The sequence below is a fragment of the Enterobacter cloacae complex sp. SYL003 genome (assembly GCF_049236925.1).
GTDB classification, from domain to species: domain Bacteria; phylum Pseudomonadota; class Gammaproteobacteria; order Enterobacterales; family Enterobacteriaceae; genus Enterobacter; species Enterobacter intestinihominis.
The window spans coordinates 296,732-322,573 of the sequence record NZ_JBMKJK010000003.1 but is presented as its reverse complement, the minus strand read 5'-3'; the positions used below and the strand labels follow the sequence as shown (position 1 = coordinate 322,573).

At 55.3% G+C, this 25,842-nt stretch carries 22 protein-coding genes; 13 read left to right on the top strand and 9 right to left on the bottom strand.

Annotation, left to right across the window (positions count from 1 at the left end):
• Nucleotides 1–86 precede the first annotated feature (86 nt).
• Nucleotides 87–770 carry an oligogalacturonate-specific porin KdgM family protein gene (locus ACOT1A_RS06075; RefSeq protein ID WP_003862842.1) on the top strand — a complete coding sequence of 228 codons (684 nt, stop codon included), beginning with the start codon at nucleotides 87–89 and terminating at the stop codon, nucleotides 768–770.
• A 358-nt stretch (nucleotides 771–1,128) separates the two neighbouring features.
• On the opposite strand, the gene ACOT1A_RS06070 is transcribed toward ACOT1A_RS06075, so the two are convergent.
• The gene (locus tag ACOT1A_RS06070; RefSeq protein ID WP_022649254.1) at nucleotides 1,129–2,304 is read right to left on the bottom strand and encodes an oligogalacturonate lyase family protein; all 1,176 of its coding nucleotides are present in this window, start codon (nucleotides 2,302–2,304) and stop codon (nucleotides 1,129–1,131) included.
• Nucleotides 2,305–2,604: 300 nt separating this feature from the next.
• On the opposite strand from ACOT1A_RS06070, the gene kduI reads away from it, so the two are divergent.
• From kduI to ACOT1A_RS06055, 3 genes are all read left to right on the top strand, one after another.
• Entirely contained in the window at nucleotides 2,605–3,441 is an 837-nt protein-coding gene (gene kduI, locus ACOT1A_RS06065) for a 5-dehydro-4-deoxy-D-glucuronate isomerase (RefSeq protein ID WP_017382863.1), read from the top strand.
• Between the two features lie 63 nt (nucleotides 3,442–3,504).
• Entirely contained in the window at nucleotides 3,505–4,266 is a 762-nt protein-coding gene (gene kduD, locus ACOT1A_RS06060; RefSeq protein ID WP_003862835.1) for a 2-dehydro-3-deoxy-D-gluconate 5-dehydrogenase KduD, read from the top strand.
• Between the two features lie 312 nt (nucleotides 4,267–4,578).
• A complete protein-coding gene (locus ACOT1A_RS06055) occupies nucleotides 4,579–5,994 on the top strand; it encodes a sugar porter family MFS transporter (RefSeq protein ID WP_023298523.1) in 1,416 nt (471 codons plus the stop codon).
• A 70-nt stretch (nucleotides 5,995–6,064) separates the two neighbouring features.
• On the opposite strand, the gene ACOT1A_RS06050 is transcribed toward ACOT1A_RS06055, so the two are convergent.
• The 4 genes from ACOT1A_RS06050 to ACOT1A_RS06035 are packed head-to-tail and all read right to left on the bottom strand — an operon-like array spanning nucleotide 6,065 to nucleotide 10,290.
• A complete protein-coding gene (locus ACOT1A_RS06050) occupies nucleotides 6,065–7,351 on the bottom strand; it encodes an ABC transporter substrate-binding protein (protein WP_023298522.1) in 1,287 nt (428 codons plus the stop codon).
• 13 nt (nucleotides 7,352–7,364) lie between these two features.
• Nucleotides 7,365–8,492, bottom strand: coding sequence for an ABC transporter ATP-binding protein (locus ACOT1A_RS06045; protein WP_023306863.1), 1,128 nt, complete (start codon nucleotides 8,490–8,492; stop codon nucleotides 7,365–7,367).
• Between the two features lie 12 nt (nucleotides 8,493–8,504).
• Nucleotides 8,505–9,407, bottom strand: coding sequence for a carbohydrate ABC transporter permease (locus ACOT1A_RS06040; RefSeq protein WP_022649251.1), 903 nt, complete (start codon nucleotides 9,405–9,407; stop codon nucleotides 8,505–8,507).
• Complete coding sequence (locus ACOT1A_RS06035; RefSeq protein ID WP_003862825.1) at nucleotides 9,400–10,290, bottom strand: carbohydrate ABC transporter permease; 891 nt, start codon at nucleotides 10,288–10,290, stop codon at nucleotides 9,400–9,402. The genes ACOT1A_RS06040 and ACOT1A_RS06035 overlap by 8 nt, the downstream gene beginning before the upstream one ends.
• Before the next feature lie 543 nt (nucleotides 10,291–10,833).
• Between ACOT1A_RS06035 and wzz(fepE) the strand changes: the two genes are divergently transcribed.
• Entirely contained in the window at nucleotides 10,834–11,970 is a 1,137-nt protein-coding gene (wzz(fepE), locus tag ACOT1A_RS06030) for an LPS O-antigen length regulator Wzz(fepE) (RefSeq protein ID WP_058646262.1), read from the top strand.
• A gap of 33 nt (nucleotides 11,971–12,003) precedes the next feature.
• Here wzz(fepE) and ACOT1A_RS06025 read toward each other — a convergent pair whose 3' ends face one another.
• Nucleotides 12,004–12,327 (bottom strand): cupin domain-containing protein, encoded by a 324-nt coding sequence (locus ACOT1A_RS06025; RefSeq protein ID WP_045620839.1) that lies wholly within the window; start codon nucleotides 12,325–12,327, stop codon nucleotides 12,004–12,006.
• Nucleotides 12,328–12,462: 135 nt separating this feature from the next.
• On the opposite strand from ACOT1A_RS06025, the gene ACOT1A_RS06020 reads away from it, so the two are divergent.
• Entirely contained in the window at nucleotides 12,463–13,155 is a 693-nt protein-coding gene (locus tag ACOT1A_RS06020) for an aspartate/glutamate racemase (RefSeq protein WP_023306862.1), read from the top strand.
• Here the strand turns inward: ACOT1A_RS06020 and ACOT1A_RS06015 are convergent.
• The gene (locus tag ACOT1A_RS06015) at nucleotides 13,150–14,076 is read right to left on the bottom strand and encodes a LysR family transcriptional regulator (protein ID WP_022649247.1); all 927 of its coding nucleotides are present in this window, start codon (nucleotides 14,074–14,076) and stop codon (nucleotides 13,150–13,152) included. The genes ACOT1A_RS06020 and ACOT1A_RS06015 overlap by 6 nt on opposite strands.
• Before the next feature lie 120 nt (nucleotides 14,077–14,196).
• Between ACOT1A_RS06015 and lysA the strand changes: the two genes are divergently transcribed.
• Complete coding sequence (lysA, locus tag ACOT1A_RS06010; protein WP_276169909.1) at nucleotides 14,197–15,459, top strand: diaminopimelate decarboxylase; 1,263 nt, start codon at nucleotides 14,197–14,199, stop codon at nucleotides 15,457–15,459.
• Here the strand turns inward: lysA and ACOT1A_RS06005 are convergent.
• Nucleotides 15,429–16,466: a LacI family DNA-binding transcriptional regulator gene (locus tag ACOT1A_RS06005; RefSeq protein ID WP_023298518.1), complete on the bottom strand. Its 1,038-nt coding sequence runs from the start codon at nucleotides 16,464–16,466 to the stop codon at nucleotides 15,429–15,431. The genes lysA and ACOT1A_RS06005 overlap by 31 nt on opposite strands.
• Nucleotides 16,467–16,765: 299 nt before the next feature.
• On the opposite strand from ACOT1A_RS06005, the gene ACOT1A_RS06000 reads away from it, so the two are divergent.
• From ACOT1A_RS06000 to ACOT1A_RS05985, 4 genes are all read left to right on the top strand, one after another.
• Nucleotides 16,766–18,091: a PTS sugar transporter subunit IIC gene (locus tag ACOT1A_RS06000; RefSeq protein ID WP_276169910.1), complete on the top strand. Its 1,326-nt coding sequence runs from the start codon at nucleotides 16,766–16,768 to the stop codon at nucleotides 18,089–18,091.
• A 7-nt stretch (nucleotides 18,092–18,098) separates the two neighbouring features.
• Complete coding sequence (locus ACOT1A_RS05995; RefSeq protein WP_276169911.1) at nucleotides 18,099–19,526, top strand: glycoside hydrolase family 1 protein; 1,428 nt, start codon at nucleotides 18,099–18,101, stop codon at nucleotides 19,524–19,526.
• Between the two features lie 78 nt (nucleotides 19,527–19,604).
• On the top strand, nucleotides 19,605–20,378 hold the full coding sequence (locus tag ACOT1A_RS05990; protein WP_022649243.1) for a GntR family transcriptional regulator: 774 nt from the start codon (nucleotides 19,605–19,607) through the stop codon (nucleotides 20,376–20,378).
• Nucleotides 20,375–20,851 carry a GNAT family N-acetyltransferase gene (locus tag ACOT1A_RS05985; RefSeq protein ID WP_038416627.1) on the top strand — a complete coding sequence of 159 codons (477 nt, stop codon included), beginning with the start codon at nucleotides 20,375–20,377 and terminating at the stop codon, nucleotides 20,849–20,851. The genes ACOT1A_RS05990 and ACOT1A_RS05985 overlap by 4 nt, the downstream gene beginning before the upstream one ends.
• Here ACOT1A_RS05985 and galR read toward each other — a convergent pair.
• Nucleotides 20,806–21,828 carry an HTH-type transcriptional regulator GalR gene (gene galR / locus ACOT1A_RS05980; RefSeq protein ID WP_003862806.1) on the bottom strand — a complete coding sequence of 341 codons (1,023 nt, stop codon included), beginning with the start codon at nucleotides 21,826–21,828 and terminating at the stop codon, nucleotides 20,806–20,808. The two genes, ACOT1A_RS05985 and galR, sit on opposite strands and share 46 nt — an antisense overlap.
• A gap of 617 nt (nucleotides 21,829–22,445) precedes the next feature.
• On the opposite strand from galR, the gene aas reads away from it, so the two are divergent.
• Nucleotides 22,446–24,605 carry a bifunctional acyl-ACP--phospholipid O-acyltransferase/long-chain-fatty-acid--ACP ligase gene (aas, locus tag ACOT1A_RS05975; protein WP_276169912.1) on the top strand — a complete coding sequence of 720 codons (2,160 nt, stop codon included), beginning with the start codon at nucleotides 22,446–22,448 and terminating at the stop codon, nucleotides 24,603–24,605.
• On the top strand, nucleotides 24,598–25,791 hold the full coding sequence (gene lplT, locus ACOT1A_RS05970) for a lysophospholipid transporter LplT (protein ID WP_276169913.1): 1,194 nt from the start codon (nucleotides 24,598–24,600) through the stop codon (nucleotides 25,789–25,791). Before aas ends, lplT begins: the two co-directional genes overlap by 8 nt.
• Nucleotides 25,792–25,842 lie beyond the last annotated feature (51 nt).

Here is a 25,842-nt window from a genome sequence, read left to right as displayed (position 1 = left end):
CGATCCTTGTCACTAAAATAACGGTGCATAAAAAATAAACTCAAGTTTCATAAAAACGAAACGTTATTTTAATCGAGGGTTTTTTCATGTTTAAGAAATCTCTGCTCCTTGCTTCCCTTATTAGTGCCTCTTTTGCGGCTAGCGCCGTTACCGTCGATCTGCGTCACGAATATATTGACAGCGGCTCGAATGCCGACCGTGTTGCCGTCTCGCACCGCTTTGATAATGGCTTCGGTTTTTCAGTCGAGGCGAAGTGGAAATCAGGCGGGGACAAGGCAGATCAGCCATTCGCGGATGTGGTGGGGAACGGTCACGAAGATCAGATTAGCTGGCGCTGGAAAGCGACAGACAATATCGCCCTGACGCCTGCGTTTACGATTGAAAGCACAGACAGTCGTACCATTTATAAACCGAATCTGCATGTGCAATATAGTTTCGATAATGGCTTCTACGTGGCCGCGCGTTACCGTTATGAATATACCCGCTACCCGTCAAGCTCAAATAAGGACGATGATAAAGTTAACCGTGGTGATGCGTGGGTCGGTTGGGTATTAGGTGACTGGCGTACCGAGCTGAACTATGTTTACGCGAAAAGCTCTGAAGGCGTGGCCCGAAATAACAATAAAGATTATTCCAATGAATATAACGCCAAGCTGGCCTACAAATGGGATAAAAACTGGGCACCGTATGTTGAGGTGGGCAACGTGGGGGTTAAAGACACTGACGAACGCCAGACCCGTTTCCGTTTAGGCGTGGCGTACTCCTTCTGATAATCCAGCCTCTTCGCTAAAAACCGCCGGGTGGCGCTGCGCTTACCCGGCCTACACTTTCCTTCCACTCCGTCGTTTCGTATGCCGACTGGCCCTGCGCTTACCCGGCCTACACTTTCCTTCCACTCCGTCGTTTCGTATGCCGGATGGCGATGCGCTTACCCGGCCTACACTTTCCTTCCACTCCGTCGTTTCGTATGCCGGATGGCGATGCGCTTACCCGGCTACACTTTCTCTCCAATCAGTCGTTTCGTAGGCCGGGTAAGCGTTAGCGCCACCCGGCAAAAAGCGCCGCAATCACCCAAAAAAAAGCCCTCCGAATCGGAGGGCAAGGCCAGTTACAGAAACACTAACTCATTCAGGCATGCAACATTTCAGGTTGCTCGGGGAGTTTCGCGATATAGAGGGCCGGTTTGCCGTCTTTATCGGAACTGTACAGCACCGCTTTTTCGTCCGGCGTGAAGGACGGATGCGGGTGGGTTACCTGGCGGCTGTTCGCCACCGTAGCCCAGGAAGTGTCATGACGGGCAATGCGGTAATAGGCTTTCTTCGCCACGTCAAAGGCATACAGATAAGGATCGTTATCAATGGTGTAGCCGCCGGTGTCTTTCACATCGACAGGCGTGCCGGAACCGTCGCCAACCAGCATGGTGCCGTCAACATTGCTCATCAGGTGCGAACAGGCGGGCATGTTCATTACCGCTTCATTCACGCCGGTGTCCGGATTGAAGCGGGAGATGGTGCGCCCTTGCTGACCTTTCAGGTAAGAGACGTAGATCAGCGCGGACCCGTCCGGCACCCAAAATTCATGCGTGCAGCTTTCCCCTTCCGCGTGCGTTTTCACTTTCCGCACGTTGCTGCCATCTTCGTTGACCAGCCACATGCGGGCGTCAACCAGGTCGTGTGGCCCTTCATGACAGAAGGCCACGGTATTGTCATCGAACGGGCGATAAATCGGATGTCCCAGCCAGATCTTCTCGTCATGGATGGTGGTGCTTTCACCCGTTTTTAGATCAACGCGCAGCAGGCGGCAGTGCGGCCCTTTGTGGAAGAAGTCGTGGAAAATTTTCCAGTCGTTGAGTGGCGTCCAGTCACGTCTGGCAATCTCAATACCCACCAGTTTGGTGCAGTCGCTGTTCGCGACCCAGGTGCCGTAGCCAACCCACTCTTCCGGGACACGGTACACTTCGCGCTCTGCCAGCGTCTTTAAATCCACCTCAAGCAGGGTGCGATCGTTCTTCACATAGTAGAGGGATTGATCGTCCGGAGAGAGGAACCCGCCAAAGGTGTTATCGCCCGCGCCTTCGGTCAGCTGCACCGCTTCGGCGTTTTTCAGATCCAGCAGGTAATAGTTCCAGTGACCGTCGAACTCCCCGGCGAACAGCAGGTGGCTGCCATCGTTAAAGAAGCACTTCTGGTAAAAGTAGTTGCGATGACAGGTTACTTCCGGTGGGGTCAGGCGGGTAACTTCCACGCCTGTATCCGGATCGCGGCTGACCTCGTAGTTCAGCTTGACCCGCATACCTTTAGCCATAATGCACTCCTTTGAACGCGTAATATAGGTTGAAAACTAGGTGTTAAATTATCAAAACATCGTTTCATTGTGTGTGACTGACAGCGCAAATTCTCAGTTTCTTTAGCCAGATTGAGGGGCTTAAAGATTTATCGTGATCGAAACACCATTTCTGGCATAAACATACAGAAAAAATGAAACGTTGTTTTAAATGTAATTGAAAACCCCATGTACAGGGGATAATATGTGTTCATCACGAAAACGGAACATTGTTTCGTTATTCATCTTTGCCTTCGGGCACGATCAATTCTGGAGGTTTACGTGGACGTCAGACAAAGCATCCACAGTGCGCACGCAAAAACGCTGGATACTCAGGGGCTGCGCAGTGAGTTTTTAGTTGAGCAAGTGTTCGAAGCCGACAAGTACACCATGGTCTACAGCCATATTGACCGCATTATTGTGGGCGGGATTATGCCGGTGGCGAAAACCGTGTCCGTGGGCGGTGAAGTGGGCAAACAGCTGGGCGTGAGCTACTTCCTCGAACGCCGTGAACTGGGCGTGATTAACATTGGCGGGCCGGGCACCATAACCGTCGATGGCCAGTGCTACGAAATTGGTCACCGTGACGCGCTGTACGTCGGAAAAGGCGCGAAAGAAGTGGTGTTCGCCAGCATCGATGGCAGCAAACCGGCGAAGTTCTACTACAACTGCGCCCCGGCTCATACGACTTACCCAACCAAAAAAGTCACGCCAGCGGACGTTGCCCCGGTGACCCTTGGTGACAACCTCACCAGCAACCGCCGCACCATCAATAAATACTTCGTACCGGATGTGCTGGAAACTTGCCAGCTCAGCATGGGGCTGACCGAGCTTGCGCCGGGCAACCTGTGGAACACCATGCCGTGCCATACCCACGAGCGCCGTATGGAAGTCTATTTCTACTTCAACATGGATGAAGATGCCTGCGTGTTCCACATGATGGGACAGCCGCAGGAAACTCGCCATATCGTGATGCACAACGAGCAGGCGGTCATTTCGCCAAGCTGGTCCATCCACTCTGGCGTGGGAACGAAAGCTTATACCTTTATCTGGGGTATGGTCGGTGAAAACCAGGTCTTCGATGACATGGACCACGTCGCTGTTAAGGATCTGCGCTAGTCGCAGGCAGTTAAGCATACATCTGCCTGTTGGTGACAGGCGCTGAACGATTAAGGAACAAACATGATTCTGGATGCATTTTCTCTGCAGGGTAAAGTGGCTGTGGTTTCCGGGTGTGACACCGGGCTGGGGCAGGGTATGGCGTTAGGTCTGGCGGAAGCGGGCTGTGATATCGTCGGGATTAACATCGTAGAGCCAACGGAAACCATCGAGCGCGTCACCGCGCTGGGCCGTCGTTTCCTGAGCCTGACCGCGGACCTGCGCAAAATCGATGCGATCCCTGAACTGCTGGATCGCGCGGTGGCGGAGTTCGGGCATATCGATATTCTGGTCAACAATGCGGGCCTGATTCGCCGTGAAGACGCGATTAACTTCAGCGAAACGGACTGGGACGACGTGATGAACCTGAACATCAAGAGCGTGTTCTTTATGTCCCAGGCGGCTGCGAAGCACTTCATCGCGCAGGGGAAAGGCGGCAAGATCATCAATATTGCCTCCATGCTCTCTTTCCAGGGCGGCATCCGCGTACCGTCTTACACCGCATCGAAGAGCGCCGTGATGGGCGTGACCCGTCTGCTGGCGAACGAGTGGGCGCAGCACAATATCAACGTCAACGCGATTGCGCCGGGCTACATGGCCACCAACAATACCCAGCAGCTGCGTGCTGATGAAGAGCGCAGCGCGGCAATTCTGGAACGTATTCCAGCGGGTCGCTGGGGTCTGCCGAGCGATCTGATGGGCCCGGTTGTGTTCCTGGCTTCTCCGGCTTCGGATTACATTAACGGCTATACCGTCGCCGTTGACGGCGGCTGGCTGGCACGTTAATTCAGCCTTAATAAAGAACCTCTGCCCTCGGGTGGAGGTTTTTTTTGCGCCAAAATTGGCTTTATCCATATCCTTAAAGATGAAAAATCCATACTAAAAAGGAATAAATGACGGGTATCACACATTTATTGCTTAAATATTAACTAATTAATAAAAAATAAGGTTAAACCACCCTGATTTGAAATTGTAATGTCCATCACAGAACGGTATGTCGTAGCGAAATAATCCATATCTTCACCAGTTCCGACCTGACACTTTCTTCCGGTATCTCGTAATTTCACTTAACGAATTTCGCTGTTGAGGCAGGAAACTATGACATCTATAAATGACTCTACCCTTATGCCCGCTGCGCTGCGCGATACCCGACGCATGAACCAGTTTGTTTCTGTTGCGGCCGCCGTAGCCGGTCTACTGTTTGGTCTGGATATCGGCGTTATCGCTGGCGCACTGCCCTTTATTACCGACCACTTTACGTTAAGCAACCGCCTGCAAGAGTGGGTGGTAAGCAGCATGATGCTGGGCGCGGCCATCGGCGCGTTGTTTAACGGCTGGCTGTCGTTCCGTCTCGGGCGCAAATACAGCCTGATGGTTGGGGCGATCCTGTTCGTCGCAGGCTCCATCGGCTCCGCGTTTGCGACAAACATAGAAGTGCTGCTGCTTTCACGCGTGTTGCTTGGCGTAGCGGTGGGTATCGCGTCCTACACCGCGCCGCTTTATCTCTCTGAAATGGCAAGTGAGAACGTGCGAGGGAAGATGATCAGTATGTATCAGCTGATGGTGACGCTCGGTATCGTGCTGGCGTTTCTGTCGGATACGTACTTTAGCTACAGCGGCAACTGGCGGGCAATGCTTGGCGTGCTGGCGCTGCCTGCGCTGCTGCTGATTGTGTTAGTCATTTTCCTGCCGAACAGCCCGCGCTGGCTGGCGCAAAAAGGGCGTCACGTGGAGGCGGAAGAGGTGCTGCGCATGTTGCGCGACACGTCTGAAAAAGCGCGTGAAGAGCTGAACGAAATCCGCGAAAGCCTGAAGCTGAAGCAGGGCGGTTGGTCCCTGTTTAAGGCGAACCGCAACGTGCGCCGCGCGGTGTTCCTCGGCATGCTGTTACAGGCGATGCAGCAGTTTACGGGGATGAACATCATTATGTATTACGCCCCGCGCATTTTTAAAATGGCCGGTTTTACCACCACCGAACAGCAGATGATCGCCACGCTGGTGGTGGGGCTGACCTTTATGTTCGCCACCTTTATCGCGGTGTTCACCGTTGATAAGGCCGGACGTAAACCCGCCCTGAAAATTGGCTTTAGCGTGATGGCGCTCGGCACCTTAATCCTTGGCTACTGCCTGATGCAGTTCGATAATGGCACGGCGTCAAGCGGCCTCTCCTGGCTCTCCGTGGGCATGACCATGATGTGTATCGCCGGTTACGCGATGAGCGCCGCGCCGGTGGTGTGGATCCTGTGCTCTGAAATACAGCCGCTGAAATGCCGCGACTTTGGTATCACCTGTTCCACCACCACCAACTGGGTGTCGAACATGATCATTGGCGCGACCTTCCTGACGCTGCTGGATGCGATTGGCGCGGCAGGCACCTTCTGGCTCTATACGGTGCTGAACGTGGCGTTTATCGGTGTGACCTTCTGGCTGATCCCCGAAACCAAGGGCGTGACCCTGGAGCATATTGAACGCAAGCTGATGAGAGGGGAGAAACTACGTAATATCGGCGTGTAATGTAATTGTCCGGTGGCGCTTCGCTTACCGGGCCTACGATACCGTGTAGGCCCGGTAAGCGGCTTAGTGTTTACCGCATCGCACGTCTCAAAATACGCTCCGCCTGACGCTGGAAGTCAGCGGCCGTCTCTTCCACGGTTTTCTGGCCGTAGTCGATATACTGCAAAGAAGTACCGAACTGCGCCACAATCTGTGGGTCGTCAAAGTATGGCGAGACGGTGAGTTTCGCCGGCAACGACTGCGCCAGACGCAGGCCTGCCACGGAAGGATCGTCCTCTTTAATGGTGCCGTCTTCGGTCAGATACTGCACCGCTACTTTGCTCAGCGGTACGCCACGCTCAAGGCCCAGCGTATCGACCCCTTCTTTGCTGTTGAGCAGGAAATTAATCAGCTTCGCCGCCGCTTCCGGGTTTTTGGTCGACTTACCAATCGACAGCATTTGCGCCGGTTTGAAGAACAGGCCCGCGTCGGTGGCGCCCGGCAGCATTGGGTAGCTGCCCAGCTCCAGTTTCGCCGGTGGCTTCAGGTTGTCGGAATATTTGTTGATGGTGGAGTTCCACATATAGGTGCCGCCCCATTCTCCCTGGATCCACGGCTTCATCTCATACATGTTGCTCTTACCAAATGAGGCATAATATTTGGTGTCCGGCATGACGTGGCTGTCGATCAGCTTTTTGTAGGTCTGGAAGAACTCCACCCACTGTTCCTTTGTGTAGCTGAACTTTTTGGTTTTCTCATCCACCGCAGGAATGTTGTACTTCTGGATCATGTACGAATTCAGCAGCGCCAGCGTATCCTGGTGCTCCAGGATCACCGGATAGTATTGCTTACCGAGCTTGCTCTCGAAGGTTTTACCGGCCGCCATCAGCTCGTCCCAGGTTTTCGGGTACGCAATACCCGCTTTTTTCCAGGTTTCGTCATTGAAGTAGAACACCCGCGCCGTCACCGAGATCGGAATGCCGTTCAGCTTGCCATCCACGGTGGTGGTTTGCAGCTCTTTGGGATCGAACTGCGACAGGTCGATCACCTCCTTCAACTTGTTCAGATCGTAGAAGCCGTCACCGGTTTTGGAGAAGATCGGCAGCCAGTTCCAGTTCGTCTGCATTACGTCTGGCTCGGTTCCACCCGCAATCTGGGTGGTCAGACGGGAGAGGTGACCGTCCCAGCCGGTGTATTCCGCTTTCACGTTGATGTCCGGGTTCTGCTTATGGAACTCCTCCAGCGCTTTCAGGGTGACCTGGTGACGGCCGTTGCCGCCCCACCAGGACATCCGTAAATCCACATTCTGCGCCATCGATGGCAAAGCGGTAAGGCCCAGGGTCGCGGAGATAGCTGCGCTTAAAAGCACTTTTTTCATTTTTATCACTCCATCAGAGAGAGAGGTTCTGTTCAGTTTTTGCGTCAAAAATATGACACTTATTCATATCAAACGTGAAATACACCTTACGATGAAGTCCCTTATCAATCATTGGTTTAGCTTCATCGGACGGGATTCTGGCGGTCAGTTCGTAGTCCGCGACCTTCAGGTACACAAAGAATTCGTGGCCCATGTTCTCAACGCGCACCATCTCCCCGCTACAGCCGCCGTTCGGGAAGGGCTCATCAGAGAGCGACACAAATTCCGGGCGCACGCCGAAGAAGATCTCCTGACCCGCGTAAGCGGCGACTTTCTCCTGCTTCTCCGCGTTCAGCGGCATGCTTTCATCACCAATGGCGATGTGCAGCTGTCCCGCTTTTTCGACCAGCACGCTTTTGCGTATATTCATCTCCGGCGCGCCGATAAAGCCCGCCACGAACATGTTCTTCGGCTTGTGGTAGAGATTGTCCGGCGTATCCACCTGCATGATATGGCCGAGCTTCATCACGCAGATGCGGTCGCCCATGGTCATCGCTTCGGTCTGGTCGTGGGTCACGTAAACGGTGGTGGCCGGTTTTCCGGATTTCTTCAGCTGCTTATGCAGGTCGGAAATACGGATACGCATCGAGGCGCGCAGTTTGGCGTCGAGGTTTGAAAGCGGCTCATCGAACAGGAACACATCCGGTTTTTTCACAATCGCACGGCCTACCGCCACGCGCTGCGCCTGGCCGCCGGAAAGCTGGCGCGGCAGGCGGTCGAGCAGCTCTTCAAGCTCAAGAATTTTAGCGGCTTCATTCACCTGGGACTCAATCTGATCTTTCGGCAGCTTGCTCAACTTGAGGCCAAAGGCCAGATTCTCGCGCACCGTCATGTGTGGATAGAGGGCGTAGTTCTGGAACACCATCGCAATCCCGCGCTCTTTCGGCGCGAGGTTGTTCACGATCTTGTCGCCGATACGTACCTCGCCGCCGCTGATGGTTTCCAGTCCCGCCAGCATGCGCAGAGTAGTGGATTTGGCGCAGCCGGATGGGCCGACGATCACCATGAATTCCCCTTCGGCGATTTTAAGATCGATAGCGTGTACCGCTTTAAAACCGTTGGAGTAGACCTTTTCCAGCTTGTTGAAAATAACTTCAGCCATGGTATTTCCCTCTTAACCTTTAATTCCGCTGCTGGTGACGCCCTGTACGAAGTAGCGCTGTGCCAGGAAGAAGACAATGATGGATGGCAGAATGGAGATGCTCGCCATTGCCAGAATTTCGTTCCACGGCGCCCCTTCGGTGACGTCGATGGACATTTTCAGCGCCAGTGCAATCGGGTATTTATCCACGCTGTAGACATAAATCAGCGGCCCGATAAAGTCGTTCATGGACCACATGAACTGGAACAGGGCGACGGAGATAATGGCCGGTTTAAGGATCGGCACAACCACGTACCACAGCACCTGAAGGGAGTTACAGCCGTCAATCTGCGCCGCCTCTTCCATGTCACGCGGGACGCCGCGCAGGAACTGGATCAGCATGAAGACGAAGAACCCCTGGGTGGCGAAGGCCAGCGGCAGGTACAGCGGCATATAGCTGTTCAGCATGCCCATTTCACGGAACATCAGGTACTGCGGGATCAGCAGCACGGTGCTGGGTAGCAGCATGGTGGTAATGAGCGTGGCGAACCAGAACTTCTTCCACGGGATCTCGAAGCGGGCAAAGCCATACGCCACGATGGTGGAGGAGATAATGGTCAGGATCACTTTCGGGATCACATACTTAAAGGTGTTCAGCATGTAGTGGCCGAAGTTGTACTCGGTGCCGGTTTTCCAGCCGTTGATGAAGCCGTCCCAGGTGGCATGGGCAGGCCACAGGCTCAGGGTGGTGAAGATCTCGTGGTTCGGTTTGAACGACGCGGAGAACATCCACACCAGCGGGTAAAGCATCAGCAGGCCGACAAACAGCAGGATCGCATAGCGAACGGTGGCATTGATTTTCTCTCTGCGCAGCGTGCGGGCTACTTCGCGTTCGGCGATGCTTCTTGCCGTGGAGAGTTGTTGAATATCAGCCATTTTTGCCTCCTTTATCGGCGGAGTAGAACACCCAGTATTTCGACGACTTAAAGGCGATACCGGCGAAGACGGCCACCACCAGGAACAGGATCCACGCCAGCGCCGCGCCATAACCCATATCGAAATACTTAAACGCGGTGTCGTAGATGTAGAGCGAGAACAGGTAGGTCGAATAGGTCGGCCCGCCGCCGGTGATCACGTACGGCCCGGTAAATTCCTGGAACGCCTGCGTGGTCTGCATGATGAAGTTGAAGAAGATCACCGGCGTAATCAGCGGCACGGTCACCTTCATGAACATCTGCCATTTCGATGCGCCATCGATCATCGCCGCTTCATACTGGGACTGCGGTACGTTTTGCAGCGCGGCCAGGAAGATGACCATCGCGGAACCGAACTGCCAGACGCGCAGCAGGGTAACGGACATTAGTGCCAGTGACGGTTCACCCAGCCAGTTCACCGGGTCAAAACCAAATACGCCGATAAAGCTGTTCAGCAGGCCATCGATCGCAAATAAGGCGCGCCACAATACGGCAATGGCGACGGAACTGCCGAGGATCGACGGAATATAGTAGGCAGTACGGAAAAATCCGATGCCGCGTAATTTAAAGTTCAGGACAAAGGCAATCCCTAATGCGAAGGCGAGCTTTAACGGAATGGTTAAAAATACGTATGCAAAGGTCACGCCCATTGATTTCCAGAAGAGCGTGTCTTCGGTAAACATGTAGCGATAGTTTTCGATGCCGTTAAACACCGGCGGGCTCATCAAATCGTAATCCGTAAAGCTGAGGAAAAATGATGAGACGAAGGGGAATGCCGTAAAGAGTATCAACCCGATGATGTAGGGTGATATCCATGCGAGCCCCAGCAGCTTGTTTTCATTCATACATACCTACCTGGCGATCAATGGTTTAAAACGGAATCTGCTTTGTTACATCTTCTCAGGCCAGCATCGCGCGGCATGAGAGCTGAGTTTTAGGGTGCAATATCTGGCGTCGGCTAAATATAAAATTGTTTTTTAACGCTTTTTTGCCTTCCTCTTTGCGCTAAACGCGTTGGGTTTCAAAAGAGCTGAACCGCCGTTCTTGGATACTAAAACATCGTTTTATTTTATATTATTGCGATTTATTTCTGCGTCATTCGCTTAATGATGGAAATGTGATCAGCGTCGAAACGCTGTTTCAATATAGTGAGGGAGGTGGCATTTTTGCCTTTTAACGGACGTTCGTCGGGGCTGCGAGGAGGCGAGACGAAGCACAAGTGGAAACGGGAAAAACAATAGTCACGCAGCGTGGCTAACTACCAGATCTGATAGCAGGTCTACAGATGTACCAATTCGGCATTCAGATAATTCTTACATTCTTGTATGATTTCTTAAACCGGAACCAGTCAGGCAGAATTTCACTGCATCCTTAAAAGAAGAACAGTTATGTCAGCAATGGATTTCAAACAACATACGGATCTCAACTTTCCTCACTATGCTCCCCCGGCGGTCAGCGCTAAAGAAATAGATCTCCTGGGTCTGCTGGACGTCCTGCTGGCAGCAAAAAAACGCATCATTACCATTGTGTTTGCATTTGCACTGGTCGGCCTGGCAATCGCCTTCCTGATACCGCAAAAATGGACCAGTAAAGCGGTCATTACGCCAGCGGAACAGACGCAGTGGAGTTCGCTGCGCCAGATGATGGTGACGCTGCAGGTGCTTGATGTGGACGTTAAAGTTACCCGTGCAGATGTATTTAATCTGTTTATCAAAAAGTTTCAGTCTCAGTCCCTGCTTGAAGAGTACATGAAGAGCTCTCCTTACGTGATGGCTCAGCTCGATGGCGCCGAGGTTGACCCGCTGGAGCTGCACCGCGCGGTGGTCAATATCGCCGAAAAGATGAAGGCTATTGATAACACCCAGGAAAAAAATGCTGATAAAGCACCGTATCTCTCCTGGACGTTAAGCTTCACTGCCCCAACGGCAGAGGACGCGCAGAAAGTGTTGAATGGTTACATTCAGTACATTTCCCGCATCGTCGAGCAGGAGACCATGCAAAACATCCGCGATCAGCTGATCCTGAGAACCAAAACGGTTCAGCAGCAGCTGGAGCTGGATCGGGTTCGACTGACCAATATCCACAATACCAACCTGCAACGCCTTAACTACTCGCTGGAAGTGGCGAACGCGGCAGGGATCAAAAAGCCGGTTTACAGTAACGGACAGGCGGTGAAAGACGATCCGGATTACTCCGTCGCGCTCGGCGCGGACGGGATTGCGCAGAAATTGCAAATTGAAAAAAATCTGAAGGATGTTTCTGAGCTGAACGCCGATTTCCAGAACCGCGAATACTATCTGGCGCAGCTGCAAAAACTCTCCTTCGAAGACGTGAGCCTGGAGCCTTTCAAATACCAGCTCTCTCCTTCTATACCTGTGAAAAAAGATGGCCCGGGCAAAGCACTGATCGTGCTGCTGGCGGGTATTCTGGGTGGGCTGTTCGCCTGTGGCAGCGTGCTGCTGCGCGAAGCAATGCGCTCCCGCAACCCGCTGCCGGAACAACTTCCTGAGCCGGTTACGGAATAACATGAAAAAAGGCGCTCTGATGAGCGCCTTTTTTTATTTCAGGAAATCCTCGCGTACCGGCGTAAAGGTATCTAGCAAGGTGCCGGGTTTGAGGCAAACGCAGCCGTGCATCACGTGCGGCTTTTTATAGAGAGTGTCGCCCGCCGTCACCACATGCTTTTCCTCGCCAATGGTGAACTCAAATTCCCCCGAGAGAACGTAGGTGAGCTGCTCATGCGGGTGGTTATGCAGCGGGCCAATCGCACCTTGCTCGAAATTCACTTCCACCGCCATCATCCTGCCATCGTGCGCCAGAATACGACGCGTCACGCCGTTGCCCAAATCGTCAAGCGTGGTCTCTTTATGGAAAATAAACATATTTTCGCCCTGTTATGTAATGAAACATTGTTTCATTTAACTTATCTCAGCCGCAGCGAAAAGAAAACGTTTAGCCAAATAACTGGAAAGGCGATCACAAGTTTGCTTCACTGGGTGAAACGTACAGGAGGAAAGATGAAAACGATCGGTCTGTTAGGGGGCATGAGCTGGGAATCAACGATCCCGTACTACCGCCTGATTAATGAAGGCGTCAAACAGCGTCTGGGCGGTCTGCATTCGGCCAGCCTGCTGCTGCACAGCGTGGATTTCCATGAAATAGAAGCCTGCCAGTCGAGCGGGGAGTGGGACAAAGCCGGGCAAATGCTGGCGGACGCCGCACTTGGCCTGGAGCGTGCGGGCGCGCAGGGTATTCTGCTGTGTACCAACACCATGCATAAGGTGGCGTCGCATATTGAAGACCGCTGTTCGCTGCCGTTCTTACATATCGCGGATGCCACCGGGCGTGCCATACGTGCCGCCGGCATGACGCGCGTGGCGCTGCTGGGGACGCGCTACACCATGGAGCAGGATTTTTACCGCGGGCGGCTGAGTAGCCAGTTCGGGATTGAAAGCCTGATCCCGGAGGAGGCAGACCGGGCGCGCATTAACCAGATTATTTTTGATGAACTGTGCCTCGGCACCTTCAGCGAAGCTTCGCGCGCCTGGTACGTCAGCGTGATTGAGAAACTGGCGCAGCAGGGGGCGGAAGGAGTCATCTTCGGCTGTACCGAAATTGGCCTGCTGGTGCCGGCAGACCAAAGCCCGATACCGGTCTTCGATACCGCCGCCATCCATGCCGCGGATGCGGTGGAGTTTATGCTGTCATAAAGGTTTTTGCAGGTCAGGTAAGCGAAGCGCCACCTGACGCGCGTGCGCAATCAGGTGTTCACTAAAGGCATCAACCAGCGCTGAGGCGGGCCGGTGCAGCGGGCGGATCAGGCTTACGGTAAAGGGAACGGAAACGCTAAAACGGCGCAGAACCACGCCGCTGCTGGCGTAGTCCATAGCCGTGAGCGGGTTCACCACCGAAATACCCACGCCCGCGCGCACCATCGCGCAAATTGATGCCGCACTGTGCGTTTCCATCACCATCCGCCGCTTCACCTGATGTTCGGCAAACAGGCCATCCAGAAGCTGCCGGTAGCTGTCGGTCTGCGACAGGCTGATATAGTTCTCACCGTGAAAATCTGCCGGGGTCAGAACTGCTTTGAAAGCAAGCGGGTGGCTGGCAGGCAGCACGCAGACCTCATCCAGCGAGAGCAGCTCCGTGCGTTCCGTTCCCGCTGGCGTGACGAGGGTTTCGGTCAGACCCAGATCGTGGCGCTGGGCCGAAAGCCACTCCTCCAGCAGCGGCGACTCCTGCGGCACGATGGTCAGGCTGACCTCCGGATAGCGGGCCAGAAACGGCTGTAGCAGTACCGGCAGGAATGACTGAGAAAAGACCGGCAGGCAGACGATGGACAGCTCGCCCTGGCGAAACTCCCTCAGGCTCTCCGCCGCGCTCACGATCCTGTCCAGCCCGTACCAGGAGCGCTGAACCTCCTCAAAAAGACGTAAACCCTGCACCGTTGGATGCAGCCTGCCGCGGGTGCGTTCAAACAGCTTCAGCCCCAGCACTTTCTCAAAACGCGCCAGCTCGCGGCTGACCGTCGGCTGCGAGGTGTGCAGCATCTGCGCGGCTTCAGTGAGATTGCCGGTGGTCATCACCGCATGAAAAATCTCGATATGGCGTAGGTTAACGGCGGGCATAGGGCACCTGATGGCTGAGCGTGGTCCATATCATTTTTGCATAGACTCACGATAAAACGATATTTTTTATTCTCTTCAGGCTATGGCGTAATGATAAAAAACAGAATACCGGAGACGACCATGCCACGCCCGCTCAACCAGACCGAAACCGATTTAAACGCCGATAACCTGCTGCGCCTGCCTGCCGAATTCGGCTGTCCGGTGTGGGTCTACGATGCGCAGATTGTTCGCGAGAAAATCGCCGCGCTGCATCAGTTTGACGTGGTGCGTTTTGCGCAGAAGGCCTGCTCCAATATTCATATTTTGCGCATGATGCTCGAGCAGGGCGTGAAGGTTGACTCCGTATCGCTGGGTGAAATCGAACGTGCGCTGGCGGCCGGGTTTGATCCAAAGGCCGATAGCGACGCGATCGTCTTCACCGCTGACCTGATAGACGACGCCACGCTGGCGCGCGTGCACGAGCTGCAAATCCCGGTGAATGCCGGTTCGGTGGATATGCTGGAACAGCTTGGGCAGGTTTCCCCGGGCCATCGCGTCTGGCTGCGCATCAACCCGGGCTTTGGTCACGGTCACAGTCAGAAAACCAACACCGGGGGCGAAAACAGCAAGCACGGGATTTGGTATGCCGATATGCCTGCGGCGCTGGAGGTTTTACAACGTTACAACCTTAAGCTGGTGGGTATTCACATGCATATCGGATCCGGCGTGGATTATGGCCATCTTGAGCAGGTCTGTGGCGCGATGGTGCGTCAGGTTATCGATTTTGGTCAGGATCTGGAGGCGATCTCCGCCGGGGGAGGGCTTTCGATCCCTTACCGCGAAGGGGAGGAGGCGATCGACACGGATCACTATTACGGCCTGTGGAGCGCCGCGCGTGACAGCATCGCCGCTCATCTGGGCCATGCGGTGAAGCTGGAGATTGAGCCGGGTCGTTTCCTGGTCGCCGAAGCTGGCGTGCTGGTGGCGCAGGTGCGGAGCGTGAAGGAGATGGGAAGCCGTCACTTTGTGCTGATTGATGCTGGCTTCAACGACCTGATGCGCCCGTCCATGTACGGCAGCTATCATCACATCACCGCGCTTGCCGCCGATGGCCGCGATCTGGTCAACGCCCCGCGCATCGAGACCGTTGTTGCCGGCCCGCTGTGTGAATCCGGTGACGTCTTTACTCAGCAGGAAGGCGGGAAAGTCGAAACCCGTTCGCTGCCAGAGGTAAAACCGGGAGATTATCTGGTGCTGCATGATACCGGTGCGTACGGGGCGTCTATGTCTTCGAACTATAATAGCCGTCCGCTGCTGCCGGAAGTGCTGTTTGATAACGGCGTGGCGCGGCTGATTCGCCGTCGCCAGACCATTCAGGAGCTGCTGGCGTTAGAGCTGGTCTGATTAAACCAGGGGCCTGTTGTCACGGAATCGCGTAATACCAGCGTGCCGGTGAACGGTGGGATCGCTTCAACCGGCTGGTTTTTTGCCAGCCGGATCGCCTGGTCGATCGCCGTGACGATCATGTTGTCGATCGGCAAATACACCGACGACAGGGCAGGCTCCAGCCACTTTGCGCTGGGGGCATCGTCAAAACCAAACAGCGAAATATCCTGCGGGATCTTCAGCCCGGCCTGGTGTAATGCTTTGGAGGCGCCCAGGGCCATGTCATCGTTACAGGCAAACAGGGCGCTGAACGATGTCTTTTCCGCAATCAGCTCCTTGCACAGCTCGTAACCCCGCGTCATGCCGGCATCGCCGTATTTAATCCGCCGCTCGTCAAGACGAATACCGTGCTTCTCCAGCGCCTTACGGTAGCCCATCAGCCGCGCTTTACCCGTTGGGGTGTGGATCGGGACGGTGATACAGGCGATCTCCCGATGGCCCTGGCTTATCAGGTAATCCACCGCTTTGAAGGCTGCGTCCTGCTGTTCAAAGAAGACGCAGCGATCCGCCGCCTGGCTCACTTCGCGGTTAATGATCACCAGCGGCGTCTGCACGCTGTTGATCAGCTTCAGGATCGTCTTTTCGCTCATGTAACGCGTGTACAGCACGATAGCGTCGCACTTGCGGTCGGCGAGCATCTGCACCGCCAGTTCTTCCTGTTCAGGGGCATCGTGACCGTCGGTAACAATCAGCTGTTTACCGTGCGTTTCGGTCTGCCGTGACGCCTGCTGTAGCAAACGACCAAAGTAAAAACCGTCGAACGTCGAGACGACCAGACCGATGCTGTTGCTGGTCTGGTTAGCCAGCGAGCGCGCGAGAAAGTTCGGACGATAGCCCAGCTCCTCCATCGCGCGAAATACCTGCTGGCGCGTGCTCTCTTTAACCTGACCTGTGCCGTTCAGCACGCGCGAAACGGTGGCCTTCGACACGCCCGCACGCAGTGAGACATCCAGCATTGTTGCCATTCGAAATTCCTGTTTCCACGTAATGGTTTGCAGTTTAACACAGACCATCCGGCGCATAAGCGACGTGGGAAGGACAAAACCCCATAACGATCACGCTTTTCAGTAACGATCCTCGCCCGCGGAATAAATGCCTGTCATTGGTATACCAAAATGGTGATAAATCATAATCTGGAATACCTCTAACGGCGTTGGGAGCTTAATCACAGAACAAATCGCCTGTGGACGCTATTTTTGGCATACCAATAGTATCCGGCTGTACACCTTATTCAATAAAAGCCCTTTTACTGAGGTATTACCCTATGGCATTTCAGGAAAAACTGATCGACGCTCTGGGCAGTTTTGCCACTACCTTCAACAGCTATCGCTATATCCAGGCGATCAAGTCTGCGTTTATTACCTTAATGCCAGTCATCATAGTGGGGGCGTTCTCGGTATTGATCTCCAATATGGTGCTGGATCCGAAAAACGGTCTGGCGAGCTTTCAGTCGCTGTCGTTTCTCGCGGCCTTAAAGCCGATCACCAGCGCGCTCAACTATGCCACGCTGAACTTTCTCAACATCGGCGCGGTGTTTTTAATCGGCATTGAGCTGGGGCGTATTAACGGCATTAAGTCCCTGTTCCCCGGCCTGCTGGCGGTGATCTGCTTTATCTGCGTGACGCCGACCACGGTGGAAATGCTGGTGGACGGTGAGATGCACGTGGTGAAAGATGTGCTGCTGCGCCAGTTCTCAGATACCCGCAGCCTGTTCCTCGGTATGTTTATCGCCATCCTGTCGGTGGAGATCTACTGCTGGCTGGAAAACCGCAAGGGGCTGAAAATCAGGATGCCGGACACGGTGCCGCCGAACGTTGCCGCGTCGTTCTCTGCGCTGATCCCGGCCATTATCACCACCACCGCCATCGCCACCTTTGGCTTCGTGTTTCATCAGGTTACCGGCATGTATCTCTACGACGCGGTTTATCAGGTGGTACAACAGCCGCTGGAGCGCGTGGTGCAAAGCCTGCCGGGGATCCTGCTGCTGATGTTTGTCGCCCAGCTGTTCTGGGTGATTGGTATTCACGGCAACCAGATGATCAAGCCGATCCGCGAGCCGCTGCTGCTGGGGGCAATCACCGTTAACATGAGCGCGTTCGAGCAGGGCAAAGAGGTGCCAAACATCATCACCATGCCGTTCTGGGACGTCTATATGAGCATCGGCGGCTCCGGCCTGACCATCGGCCTGCTGATAGCCGTCATGATTGCCACCAAACGTAAAGAGATGAAGGAGATAGCCAAGCTCTCCATCGGGCCGGGTATTTTTAATATCAATGAGCCGGTGATCTTCGGTATGCCAATCATGCTCAACCCGATCCTGGCTATCCCCTTCATCATCACGCCGCTGGTGACGGGCTCGATTGGCTACTTTGCTACCGTGACCGGATTTGCCGGGAAAGCCGTGGTGATGGTGCCCTGGACCACGCCGCCGCTGATCAACGCCTGGCTGTCAACGGCGGGCTCCATAGGGGCGGTCATCACCCAGTTTATCTGCATCGTGACCGCGGTGATTATCTATCTGCCGTTTGTGAAAATTGCTTCACGCCGCGCAGAGCAGGCCGCACTGCAACAAGCCACCGATAACGCATGAGGATACGATGAGCACAAAACAGATAGCCATACCGCAAGATTTTATTCTGGGTGCGGCGGCATCGGCCTGGCAGACCGAGGGCTGGAGCGGCAAAAAGCCGGGGCAGGATTCGTGGATCGATCTCTGGTACATGAACGATCGTCACGTCTGGCACAACGGCTATGGTCCGGCGGTGGCAACCGACTTTATCAATCGCTTCCGCGAAGATGTAGCGCTGATGAAGCAGGCGGGACTGACGCACTATCGCACCTCGATCAACTGGTCGCGCTTTTTAACCGACTATGAGAATGCGACGGTAGATGAAGAGTACGCCGCATATTACGACGCGCTGTTCGATGAAATGCACCGTCAGGGCATTGAGCCGATGATCTGCCTGGAACACTACGAATTGCCGGGCGTGCTGCTGGAGACCTACGGCGGCTGGGCGTCAAAGCACGTCGTCGAGCTGTTCGTTCGCTATGCGGAAAAAGTGTTTGAGCGCTTTCACGGCAAAGTCACCCGCTGGTTTACCTTCAACGAACCGATTGTGGTCCAGACGCGCGTCTACCTTGACGCGCTGCGCTGGCCCTATGAGCAGAGCACCAGCACCTGGATGCAGTGGAACCACCATAAGGTGCTGGCGACGGCGAAAGTGGTGAAGCTGTTTCGCGAGAAAGGGTATGACGGCACGGTGGGCTGTATTCTTAACCCGGAAGTGACCTATCCGCGCTCCCGCGCGCCGCATGACGTGCGAGCGGCAGAGATGTACGATCTGTTCTACAACCGCGTCTTTCTCGACCCGCTGGTGCACGGGCGCTATCCGCAGGCGCTCTTTACCCTGCTGGCGCAGCATCAGGTGCAGTGGGACTACACGGCTGACGAGCTGGCGCTGATTGCCGACAACACCGTCGATGAGCTGGGCATTAACCTCTATTACCCGCATCGCGTCAAAGCCCCGTCCCGCGCCTGGCACCCGGAGACGCCGTTCCATCCGGCGTACTACTACGAGCCGTTTGAGCTGCCCGGACGGCGTATGAACACCTCCCGCGGCTGGGAGATCTTTCCGCGCATTATTTACGACATGGCGATGCGGATTAAAAACGACTATCGCAACATTGACTGGTTTGTGGCGGAAAGCGGGATGGGCGTGGAGAACGAAGCGCAGTATCGCAATCGTGACGGCGTCATTGACGACACGTACCGCATCGCGTTTATCAGCGAACATCTCTACTACACGCTGCTGGCGCGGGAGGCGGGGGCGAACTGTCACGGTTATATGCTGTGGGCCTTCACCGACAATGTCTCCCCGATGAACGCGTTTAAAAACCGCTACGGGCTGATTGAGATCGACCTTGAAAATCAACGCGCACGGCGGGCAAAGAAATCAGCGTCCTGGTTCCGCCAGCTGCGCGATAAGCGTGTGCTGACGCTCAGGGTAGACGATGAATGGAAGTAAGCCTTCTGGTAAAATAGCGCACAAACTGGCCGGGAGGACGTCCGGCCCGCGCATTAACTGAAAAACACAGGTGAAAACGTGGATAAGGCTGTCATCCTGCCGGAAAAAAAACAGTACCAGGAGATTGGCGAGGATTTACGGGCGCAGATTATCCAGGGGCATTATCCCGTGGGATCGCGTCTGCCGCCGGAGCGCAACATCGCCGAGACGTATGGCGTCAGCCGCACTATCGTGCGCGAGGCGCTGCTGATGCTTGAGCTTCAGGGAACGGTGGATATTCGCCAGGGGTCAGGCGTGTACGTGATGCGCATTCCGGAAGAGCATGAAAACGAGGAAGAGCGTTTTCTGAACAGTGACGTTGGGCCGTTTGAAATTCTCCAGGCGCGTCAACTGCTTGAAAGCAACATCGCTGCCTTTGCCGCAAAAATGGCGACACGGGCGGACATCGACAACCTGCGCCGCATTATCGAGCAAGAGCAACGGGCGATTGCCGTCGACGATCGCAGCCAGGACAACAACAAAATGTTCCACCTGGTGCTGGCTGGGGCCACACAAAACCAGATGCTGCTGGCGACGGTTGAGAGCGTCTGGCATCACATGGACAGCAGTCCGCTGTGGCAGCAGTTCAATGGCCATATCGCCAGCCGCGCCTGGCGCCTGAAGTGGCTCGGAGACAGGCAAACCATTCTCGCTGCGCTCCGCCGCCGCGACGTGATGGGGGCGTGGCAGGCGATGTTCCAGCATCTTGAAAACGTCAAAAAGAGCCTGCTCGAGCTGTCAGACGAAGACGCGCCCGATTTTGACGGCTATCTCTTCGAATCGGTCCCTCTTTTCCAGGGGAAGCTGGTGTGAATATACTGCCGCTTCACGCTGCGCCGCAGTTTACACAGCAGGTGATCGACTGGATCTGGAACGCGTTTGGTGAAGGTATGCCGCGTGCCTTTTTCCAGAGCATTGTCGAGCACAGCCTGACGCCAGGCGAGTTACCGCTCACCTTTATTGCCGTTGAGGATGACCAACTGCTGGGCACCATTGGGTTGTGGCGTTGCGATTTAATTTCCCGGCAGGATCTCCATCCCTGGCTGGCTGCGCTGTATGTCGATGAAGCCGCGCGGGGAAACGGGCTGGCGGGAAAACTTCAGCAGCATGTTATCGGCTACGCGCGACGCGCCGGGTATCACGAGCTTCATCTCTGGTCTGCCTGCCGCGACTTCTACGAACGTTACGGCTGGCACTACATCGGTGATGCGCTGGAATACCCGGATAAAACCGTCCATCTCTATCGCTGTTCGCTCACGGCTTCCGCGGGCGATACCACCGAGTGACGGCGCACTAAGGTTGGGCTGAACAGGTGGGTAATTTCCGGTGGCGGGCGATGCTCGGCCAGCGCTAACGCCAGTTCTGCCGCCTGCGTTGCCATGGTCACAATCGGGTAGCGCACGGTGGTCAGGCGAGGGCGCACGTAGCGCGACACCAGCACATCATCAAAGCCAATCAGCGAAATTTCTGCCGGGACGTCAATCCCGTTATCATTCAGCACGCCCATCGCGCCGGCGGCCATGGAGTCGTTATAGCTGGCCACGGCGGTGAAATTCCGCCCGCGGCCCAGCAGCTCCGTCATCGCCTGCTCGCCGCCACTCTCATCCGGTTCTCCGTACGCCACAAGACGATCGTTGCACGGCAGACCGGCTTCGCGCAGCGCGTCGTAATAGCCCTGAAGGCGATCTTCCGCATCGGAAATTGGGTGGTTGGAGCACAGATAACCAATTCGGGTATGGCCCTGCTGGATCAGGTGACGGGTTGCGAGCCATGCGCCGTAACGGTCGTCGAGCGCCACGCAGCGGGTTTCAAATCCGGGAATAATACGGTTGATAATCACCATCCCCGGCATCTGTTTCATCAGATGGATCAGCTCGGCGTCGGGGATCATTTTGGCATGGACCACCAGCGCCGCACAGCGATGACGGATCAACTGCTCAATGGCCTGGCGTTCTTTCTGTTCATTGTGGTAGCCATTACCAATCAGCAGGAAATTACCGGTGTGATAAGAAACTTGTTCTACGGCTTTGACCATCGCACCGAAAAACGGATCGGATACATCCCCGACCACCAGCCCGATGGTTTCTGTCGACTGTTGGGCAAGGGCGCGTGCGTTGGCGTTAGGGTGATAATTCAGGTTTTCCATGGCGTCCTGCACGGCCTGGCGTGATGCATCACTCGCTTTAGGGGAGTTGTTGATCACGCGGGAGACGGTCGCGACGGAAACACCGGCCAGACGAGCCACATCCTTAATTGTCGCCATTCAATACCTTCTTATAGGGGTAAGCGTTTACACACTAACTAGTGTTGCGGAAAAGCGGCGCGCATTCAAGGGGAGCGGGTGAGCGTCCTCTGCAAACGTGAAGCAGAACATCCCTCGCGGTGTAATCGTTACACGGCCAGTCATGTCTGAATAATGTCAATCTGAACCTTTAGTTACACTTTGCCTCAGGCTGTTGCGATTGTCCGTTGGCAACGATGCGTTGTGAATTGCTAGAGTCGAGATCCCAGAGGTATTGATAGGTGGAATCAACTTCGGTTGATTAACACGATTTACACCAACCTGCGTTTTACGCAGGTTTTTTTTTGCCTGTAAGTTCAACCTGTAACAGCAAAAGAGATTATTCACACCTGGTTGCACTTCGGCTCATTCCCTTGCGTTTTCCTGCTGGCGAAGCCTGTCGCCGGAGGCCACAATCAAGATCCCAGAGGTATTGATTGGTGAGAATTCCTGGTACGTTTTCGTACTCTTCACTTGCACCAACCTGCGCGGATGCGCAGGTTTTTTTTCGCCTCTGTTTTTGCTATCGCTCCCTCACTACTTCTCGTGTAATCTGCCACCATTTATACCTTTCACACTGGCTGGCAAAGGGAGTTGAAATGCTTTTTGGGTTCTTCCGCACACTGTTTCGTGTCCTGTTTCGCATTCGCGTGACTGGCGATACGCAGGCACTCTATGGCGAGCGTGTTCTTATCACACCGAATCACGTCTCTTTTCTTGATGGCGTATTGCTGGCGCTTTTTTTGCCCGTGCGGCCCGTCTTTGCGGTGTACAGCTCCATCAGTGAAAAATGGTACATGCGCTGGCTCAGGCCGCTGATTGATTTTGTCCCGCTCGACCCTACCAAACCGATGATGATTAAACATCTGGTGCGTCTGATTGGGCAGGGGCGTCCGGTGGTTATCTTCCCGGAAGGGCGGATTTCAGTGACGGGCTCCCTGATGAAAATTTACGACGGCGCCGGTTTTGTCGCGGCGAAGTCTCAGGCCACCGTCGTGCCGCTACGCATCGACGGGGCTGAGCTGACCTTTTTCAGCCGTCTGAAAGGGCTGGTGAAGCAGCGTCTGTTCCCGAAAATTACGCTGCATATATTACCGCCGACGTCACTGCCGATGCCCGAGGCGCCGCGCGCGCGTGACCGCCGTAAAATCGCCGGGGAAATGCTGCACCAGATTATGATGGAAGCGCGCATGGCCGTACGCCCGCGCGAAACGCTGTATGAATCGTTGCTGTCGGCGCAGTATCGCTACGGTGCGAAGAAAAACTGCATCGAAGACATCAACTTTACGCCGGATACCTACCGTAAGCTTTTGACCAAAACGCTGTTTGTCGGGCGTATCCTGGAAAAGTACAGCAAACAGGGCGAAAAGATCGGCCTGATGCTGCCAAACGCGGGTATTAGCGCGGCGGTGATCTTTGGTGCCGTCTCCCGGGGCCGCATTCCGGCGATGATGAACTACACGGCGGGCGTGAAAGGGCTCTCCAGCGCGATTACCGCAGCACAAATCAACACCATCTTTACCTCCCGCCAGTTCCTGGATAAAGGCAAGCTGTGGCACCTGCCGGAACAGCTGACGCAGGTGCGCTGGGTGTTCCTGGAAGATCTGAAAGCAGACGTCACGACCGCCGACAAGCTGTGGATTTTCGCGCACCTGCTGATGCCGCGTCTGGCGCAGGTTAAGCAGCAGCCGGAGGATGATGCCATTATCCTCTTTACCTCCGGCTCTGAAGGCAACCCGAAAGGTGTGGTTCATAGCCACAAAAGCATTCTGGCAAACGTCGAACAGATTAAAACCATCGCTGACTTTACCGCCAACGATCGCTTTATGTCGGCGCTGCCGCTGTTCCACTCATTTGGTTTGACCGTGGGTCTCTTTACGCCGCTGCTGACCGGTGCCGAGGTGTTCCTCTACCCAAGCCCGCTGCACTACCGCATTGTGCCGGAGCTGGTTTATGACCGTAACTGCACGGTGCTGTTCGGGACGTCCACCTTCCTCGGAAATTACGCGCGCTTCGCCAACCCGTATGATTTCTTCCGCGTGCGCTACGTGGTGGCGGGGGCGGAAAAACTCCAGGACAGTACGCGCCAGATCTGGCAGGACAAGTTTGGCCTGCGGATTCTGGAAGGCTATGGCGTGACGGAGTGCGCGCCGGTGGTCTCCATCAACGTTCTGATGGCGGCAAAACCGGGAACGGTTGGCCGCATTCTGCCGGGGCTGGACGCGCGTCTGCTGGCGGTGCCGGGTATTGAAGACGGCGGACGTCTTCAACTGAAAGGGCCGAACGTCATGAACGGCTATCTGCGTGTGGAAAACCCGGGCGTGCTTGAGGCGCCGACGGCCGAGAACGTCAATGGCGAGGTTGAAACGGGCTGGTACGACACGGGCGATATCGTGCGCTTCGACAATCAGGGCTTCGTGCAGATCCAGGGACGTGCAAAACGCTTCGCCAAGATCGCCGGGGAAATGGTCTCTCTTGAAATGGTCGAGACGCTGGCGACCGCAGTCTCGGCGGAGAAAATGCATGCGACCGTGGTGAAAAGTGATGCCAGTAAAGGCGAGGCGCTGGTGCTCTTTACTACTGACGGTGAACTGAAGCGTGATGCGCTTCTCAGGTATGCGCGCGAACATGGTATCCCCGAGCTGGCGGTCCCCCGCGATATTCGTTACCTCAAACAGTTACCGGTGCTGGGCAGCGGTAAACCCGATTTTGTGACCCTGAAGGGCATGGTTGAAGAGGCGGAACAGCATAATGCGTGAGTCAGTACACACTAACACTTCAATCTGGTCGAAAGGCATGATGGCGGTTATCGCCGCCCAGTTTCTTTCCGCGTTCGGCGATAACGCGTTGCTGTTTGCTACGCTGGCGTTGCTGAAAGCTGAGTTTTATCCCGACTGGAGCCAGCCGATCCTACAGATGGTGTTTGTGGGTGCTTACATTGTATTTGCGCCGTTTGTTGGCCAGGTGGCGGACAGCTTCCCCAAAGGTCGGGTCATGATGTTTGCCAACAGCCTTAAGCTTCTGGGCGCGGCAAGCATCTGCTTTGGTATCAACCCGTTTGTCGGCTACACGCTGGTGGGCATTGGCGCGGCAGCTTACTCCCCGGCGAAGTACGGCATTCTGGGTGAGCTCACCACCGGCGATAAGCTGGTGAAGGCCAACGGCCTGATGGAGTCCTCCACCATTGCGGCTATTCTCCTGGGTTCGGTGGCGGGAGGTGTACTGGCAGACTGGCATGTACTCGCCGCGCTTGGCATCTGTGCCCTGATGTACGGTGGCGCGGTGATCGCCAACCTGTTTATCCCCAAACTGGCCGTGGCGCGTCCGGGACAATCCTGGCGCTTCGGGCCAATGACCGGCAGCTTCTTCAACGCCTGCCGCGTACTGTGGCGTAACGGTGAAACACGCTTCTCGCTGATGGGCACCAGCATGTTCTGGGGGGCCGGCGTTACGCTGCGTTTCCTGCTGGTGCTGTGGGTGCCGGTGGCGCTGGGTATAACAGACAACGCCACGCCGACCTACCTGAATGCCATGGTCGCCGTCGGGATTGTGGTCGGGGCCGGGGCTGCGGCCAAACTGGTAACGCTTGAAACCGTTGCGCGCTGCATGCCTGCAGGGATCCTGATCGGCGTCGGCGTTCTGTTCTTCTCCCTGCAACATGCCATATTGCCAGCCTATGCCCTGTTGTTACTGATCGGCGTATTAGGCGGTTTCTTTGTGGTGCCGCTCAACGCGCTTTTGCAGGAGCGCGGCAAGCAGACCGTCGGGGCAGGCAACGCCATTGCGGTGCAAAACCTTGGCGAAAACATGGCGATGCTGCTGATGCTGGGGATTTACTCGCTGGCGGTAAAAGCAGGTGCGCCGGTTGTGGCAATCGGGATGGGGTTTGGCGCACTGTTTGCGCTGGCGATTACCGGGCTGTGGGTCTGGCAGCGTCGGCGGTGATATCTTTGCCCGGTGGCGGCGTTGCCTTACCGGGCCTACAAAATCCGCCAA

Coding starts and splice junctions, on each gene's coding strand:
- kduD (WP_003862835.1), top strand. CDS start 3,505: ATGATTCTGGATGCATTTTCTCTGCAGGGTAAAGTGGCTGTGGTTTCC.
- lysA (WP_276169909.1), top strand. CDS start 14,197: ATGCCACGCCCGCTCAACCAGACCGAAACCGATTTAAACGCCGATAAC.
- ACOT1A_RS06000 (WP_276169910.1), top strand. CDS start 16,766: ATGGCATTTCAGGAAAAACTGATCGACGCTCTGGGCAGTTTTGCCACT.
- ACOT1A_RS06015 (WP_022649247.1), bottom strand. CDS start 14,076: ATGCCCGCCGTTAACCTACGCCATATCGAGATTTTTCATGCGGTGATG.
- ACOT1A_RS06035 (WP_003862825.1), bottom strand. CDS start 10,290: ATGAATGAAAACAAGCTGCTGGGGCTCGCATGGATATCACCCTACATC.
- ACOT1A_RS06040 (WP_022649251.1), bottom strand. CDS start 9,407: ATGGCTGATATTCAACAACTCTCCACGGCAAGAAGCATCGCCGAACGC.
- ACOT1A_RS06045 (WP_023306863.1), bottom strand. CDS start 8,492: ATGGCTGAAGTTATTTTCAACAAGCTGGAAAAGGTCTACTCCAACGGT.
- ACOT1A_RS06020 (WP_023306862.1), top strand. CDS start 12,463: ATGAAAACGATCGGTCTGTTAGGGGGCATGAGCTGGGAATCAACGATC.
- ACOT1A_RS06050 (WP_023298522.1), bottom strand. CDS start 7,351: ATGAAAAAAGTGCTTTTAAGCGCAGCTATCTCCGCGACCCTGGGCCTT.
- ACOT1A_RS06070 (WP_022649254.1), bottom strand. CDS start 2,304: ATGGCTAAAGGTATGCGGGTCAAGCTGAACTACGAGGTCAGCCGCGAT.
- galR (WP_003862806.1), bottom strand. CDS start 21,828: ATGGCGACAATTAAGGATGTGGCTCGTCTGGCCGGTGTTTCCGTCGCG.
- ACOT1A_RS06075 (WP_003862842.1), top strand. CDS start 87: ATGTTTAAGAAATCTCTGCTCCTTGCTTCCCTTATTAGTGCCTCTTTT.
- ACOT1A_RS06055 (WP_023298523.1), top strand. CDS start 4,579: ATGACATCTATAAATGACTCTACCCTTATGCCCGCTGCGCTGCGCGAT.
- ACOT1A_RS06005 (WP_023298518.1), bottom strand. CDS start 16,466: ATGGCAACAATGCTGGATGTCTCACTGCGTGCGGGCGTGTCGAAGGCC.
- lplT (WP_276169913.1), top strand. CDS start 24,598: ATGCGTGAGTCAGTACACACTAACACTTCAATCTGGTCGAAAGGCATG.
- ACOT1A_RS05995 (WP_276169911.1), top strand. CDS start 18,099: ATGAGCACAAAACAGATAGCCATACCGCAAGATTTTATTCTGGGTGCG.
- aas (WP_276169912.1), top strand. CDS start 22,446: ATGCTTTTTGGGTTCTTCCGCACACTGTTTCGTGTCCTGTTTCGCATT.
- ACOT1A_RS06025 (WP_045620839.1), bottom strand. CDS start 12,327: ATGTTTATTTTCCATAAAGAGACCACGCTTGACGATTTGGGCAACGGC.